The organism is Williamsia sp., from assembly GCF_016462415.1.
In the GTDB taxonomy this organism is placed as follows: Bacteria; Actinomycetota; Actinomycetes; order Mycobacteriales; family Mycobacteriaceae; genus Williamsia_A.
Genome location: NZ_JAEMTF010000174.1, coordinates 1 through 4,731, shown reverse-complemented (window position 1 = coordinate 4,731; position 4,731 = coordinate 1). Strand labels below are relative to the sequence as shown.

General features: G+C 66.4%; 3 protein-coding genes and 1 pseudogene. All 4 read left to right on the top strand.

What is annotated here, in order from left to right; genetic code table 11:
- Window positions 1-176 precede the first annotated feature (176 nt).
- Window positions 177-1,469, top strand: a complete 1,293-nt coding sequence (gene mdo / locus JHC79_RS22660) for an NDMA-dependent methanol dehydrogenase (RefSeq protein ID WP_296395144.1) — start codon at window positions 177-179, stop codon at window positions 1,467-1,469.
- 147 nt (window positions 1,470-1,616) lie between these two features.
- Window positions 1,617-2,840, top strand: coding sequence for a MoxR family ATPase (locus tag JHC79_RS22655; protein ID WP_296395145.1), 1,224 nt, complete (start codon window positions 1,617-1,619; stop codon window positions 2,838-2,840).
- Between the two features lie 4 nt (window positions 2,841-2,844).
- On the top strand, window positions 2,845-4,374 hold the full coding sequence (locus JHC79_RS22650) for a VWA domain-containing protein (protein ID WP_296395142.1): 1,530 nt from the start codon (window positions 2,845-2,847) through the stop codon (window positions 4,372-4,374).
- A gap of 77 nt (window positions 4,375-4,451) precedes the next feature.
- A pseudogene (locus JHC79_RS22645) lies at window positions 4,452-4,731 on the top strand (HoxN/HupN/NixA family nickel/cobalt transporter); the annotation flags it as partial.

Below are 4,731 nucleotides of genomic sequence, written 5' to 3'. Positions count from 1 at the left end.
CGGGTCGGACGGGACCTCGGCCGTGGACAGGGCAGGGGTGTCGCTGTCCGATCGGGTAGTTCTCCTCGGCGGAGCCGACAGTTCGGCGCCGGAACGCTCTATGGCGCACGCCACGGTCCATAACGTCGGTCGAGTCAACCGCGTCACTCGCGGGCCCGTCGTGCAAAGGACAAGTCATGCAGGTCGACGACCTACTCAAGCCGTTCCCCATCAAAGAGTTCCATCCCTTCCCCCGCGCGATGATGGGTCCCGGGGCCCACGAGATGATCGGCCCCGAGGCCCTCAAGCTCGGCTTCAAGAAGACCCTCGTCATGACGTCGGGCCTCCGCGGCACCGACACCGTGCACAACATCGTCGAATCGATGCGCTACCACGGTCTCGAGGTGGTGGTCTACGACAAGGTCGAGTCCAATCCCAAGGACTACAACGTCATGGACGCGGTCTCGATGTACTCCGAGGCCAAGTGCGACAGCTTCGTCTCCATCGGCGGTGGCTCGAGCCACGACGCGTGCAAGGGCGCCCGGATCGCCGTGGCCCACGACGGCCGCAACGTCAACGAGTTCGAGGGCTTCAACAAGAGCGAGAACCCCAAGAACCCGCCGCACATCGCCGTGTCCACCACGGCCGGAACGGGTTCGGAGACGTCGTGGGCGTACGTCATCACCGACACCACCACCGACCCGGACAACCCCCACAAGTACGTCGCGTTCGACGACGCCAGCGTGACCACTCTGGCCATCGACGACCCGGTGCTCTACTACACCTGCCCCACCGACTACACCGCACAGTGTGGGTTCGACGTCCTCGCCCACGCCAGTGAGCCCTACGTCTCCCGACTCAACTTCGAGCCGTCGAAGGGCAACGCCCTGCACGCCATCAAGATGACCGTGGACAACCTGCGCGCGGCCACGTGGAACGGTGAGGATCTGCCCGGTCGTGAGGGAATGATGTACGCGCAGTACATCGCCGCCCAGGCGTTCAACTCCGGCGGCCTCGGCATCATCCACTCGATCAGCCACGCGATCAGCGCGTTCTACGACACCCACCACGGCCTCAACAACGCCGTCGCGCTACCCCGTGTGTGGGCGTTCAACATGACCGCCGACTACCGGAAGTTCGCCGACATCGCGGTCGCGATGGGTATCGACACCCACGGCATGTCCGATCAGCGTGCGTCGCACGCCGCGCTCGAGGCGGCCATCCAGCTGCTGCGCGACGTCGGCATCGTCGAGCGGTTCGTCGACGTCCACTCCAACAGCTACAGCAAGAACCGTCTCGGCACCGGACCGACCAAGTACTACGAGAACGCCAAGGTGATCTCCGGTGACGACAAGGACGTCGCCCGCATCACCAATCACGTCCTCGGTGACGCCTGCACCCCGGGCAACCTCAAGGAGTGCACCTTCGACACGGTCTATCCGGTGGTCGAGCACTGCATGGTCGGCGACCTCGACGACCTGATCGGCTGACCCGCCTCGAACTCCGGCGCCCCGCCCGAGCAGGCGGGGCGCCGGCTCCACCCCCACGCACACACCACCGAGGAAGGCCGATTCGTGTCGCCTGACAACGTCACCCCCGTCGACGAGAAGACCGCTCCCATCGACGATCTCGAGTCCGTGCACGACTTCGACTCCGTCGCGGACGTCACCGCACGGTTCGGCGAGACCGGCTACATCATCGACGAGCGTCTGGCGACCACGGTCTTCCTGCAGACCCGACTGGACAAGCCGGTTCTCCTCGAGGGTCCGGCCGGTGTCGGGAAGACGGAGCTGGCCAAGGCGCTGGCGCAGGTCACCGGGCGACGACTGCTGCGGCTGCAGTGCTACGAGGGCCAGGACGAGACCAAGGCGCTCTACGAATGGGACTACGGCAAGCAGCTGCTCTACACCCAGGTCCTCAAGGAGAAGATCGGTCAGCTCGTCGCCGACGCCGACACGCTCGGCGAGGCCGTGGACCGTATCTCGGCGCAGGAGAGTGTGTTCTTCTCCGAGCGGTTCCTGGCGCCTCGACCGTTGCTCGAGGCGATCCGATCGCCCGAACCGGTGGTGTTGCTCATCGACGAGGTGGACCGCGCAGACGAGGCCCTCGAGGCGGTGCTGCTCGAGCTGCTCGGCGAGAACCAGGTGTCGGTGCCCGAGATCGGCACGTTCGTCGCGAAGATCCGGCCGTACGTGGTGCTGACGTCGAACAACACCCGCGACCTGTCCGCAGCGCTGAAACGTCGCTGCCTGCACAGCTTCCTGGGGTATCCGACGGCCGAACGCGAACTCGAGATCGTGGTCTCGAAGGACACCGGACTCGCTCAGTCCCTCGCCGCGCAGCTCGTCGACGTCGTCCGCGGCCTGCGCGATCTCGACCTGCGCAAGTCGCCGAGCATCTCCGAGACCGTCGACTGGGCCCGGACACTGGCCGTCCTCGGTGCCACCGAGCTGACCCCGAAACTGCTCAACGACACCGTCTCGGTGGTGGTGAAGTACGACAAGGACGTCACGAAGGCCACGGCGGTGATGGCCCGCCTCATCGATCCCAACGCCACCATCGACGAGCACAGTCATGATCACGGGCACGATCATGGCCACGGACACAGCCACGGTCCTGGGCACAACCACGCTCACGATGACGACGCGGACTCCGGACCGTCGGGCTCGGAGATCCGCGCCGCGAAGGACGCCCCCGGTCGCCACAGCGAGAACTACTACGGCGCCACGACGGGTCCCGATCCCGCGATGGCACCACCCGCCCCGGGCACGGAGGCATCCATTGCCGGAGGACGGAACTCGTCGTTCGCCCGAGGGTTCGGTTCGAAGAAGCCCGGGCCCACCACCAAGCGACGGGACTGACACCGTGGAGCAGAGCCTGCACCGGTTCGTCCGGCTGCTCCGTATCCGCGGGCTGCGAATCTCCACCCCGGAGACAATCGACGCGATGAACGCGGCTGCACTGCCGGGCATCCTGACCGACCGTCCGATCCTGAAGGAGGCGTTGCGCAACGCGCTCGTCAAGGACATCGAGGGCGATGCGATCTTCGACGAGGTCTTCGATCTCTTCTTCGCACTGGTCCGGGTGCAGCCGGAGCAAGACGACCACGGCCACACCCACAGCCACGACGACCTGTCCGACGAGGGCACCCTCGAGCAGTTCACGCTGTCGGAGGAGCCGGGCCAACTGCCGCAGCAGGGGCACGAACACGGGGCACCGTCGGACATCCGCGAGTATTTCGATCCCGACGACCTCGCGACGCAGTACAACCTGCACCAGGAGGCCAACAAGATCGACCTGGCCTCGATGACCGACGAGATCGTGTTCTCCCAGGACGCGGTGTCGGTGCTGGGGGAGGGCAACCGGGTCCAGATCGAGACCGACCATCTGCGCGGTGCGTCCGCTCCGGGTGACATCTCCACCTCCAGCGGCACCCGCGTCGACGCCGATCTGTCCATCGCGCAGCAGGACGCGCTCTTCGGATGGCTCGACGACGTGGCCGACGACGCCCAGACCGACGTCACCGACGAGGCCGCCGATCTGCGCAGACGGTTGGCCGGCGTCCTCGAGAACCTGCCCGCCGCGTTGAAGAAACACCTCGAATCACTTCTGGCGCTGGACAACCGGGTCATCGAGGGGCACGAGGAGAAGACCGTCGCCACCGTCGACCACGTCGGCGAGCACGAGCGTGCCGAACTCGAGGAGGTCCTGCGTCGACTCACCCAGAGCCTGCACGGAGCCCTGACCCATCGTCGAAAGGCCGGCGCGCGTGGACGGGTCGACTCGTCACGCACCATGCGGCACAACATGCGTTACGACGGGGTGCCGTTCCGGCCGGTCACCGTGGCGCGCAGCGAGGACAAGCCGCGGTTGGTGTTGATCACCGACGTGAGCCTGTCGGTCCGCGCCACCGCGCGGTTCACACTCCACCTGGTGCACGGACTGCAGGACCTGGTGAGTCAGGTGCGGACGTTCGTCTTCGTCTCCGAGCTCGCCGAGGTGACCGATCTGTTCAGCGACCACTCCGTGGAGAAGGCCCTCGGTCTGGTGTTCGGGGGAGACGTCATCGACGTCGACGCGAACTCCGATCACGGCGCCGCGTTCGGTCAGTTCCTGGAGGAGCACGGCAACGCCGTCAGCCGACGGACCACGGTGGTGGTGTTGGCCGACGGACGCAGCAACGGGCTCGATCCGAACCTCGAGGCCTTCGCCGAGATCACCCGTCGCGCCCGCGAGACGATCTGGCTCACGCCCGAGCCGCGGTACTCGTGGGGCCTCGGGTCCTGCGATCTGCCGCGATACGCCGAATACTGTCAACGAGTTCGCGTCGTACGCGATCTCACCGGACTCACCAGCACGGCCGAGGCGCTGGCGGAAGAACAGGTAGGACGATGACGACGACCGTTGCCGAGAAGGACGATCCCGCGGTTCCGTTGAGCCGCTTCACCCGCGACGAGATCCCGCGGTTGGCGATGATCGTCGGATTCCTCGTGGTGTTGCACCTGATCGGGTGGGGTCTGTTCGCCCACTACAACTCGATCCCGCGCATCCACGACCTCACCGGTTCGGACGGGACGCTGGTCTACGCCGGCGCGGGCCTGCTGGCCTACACGCTGGGGATGCGCCACGCCTTCGACGCCGATCACATCGCAGCGATCGACGACACCACGCGCTTCCTGCTGCAGAAGGGCAGGCGCCCCCTGGCCGTCGGGTTGTTCTTCTCCCTGGGCCATTCGACGGTGGTCCTGGTGT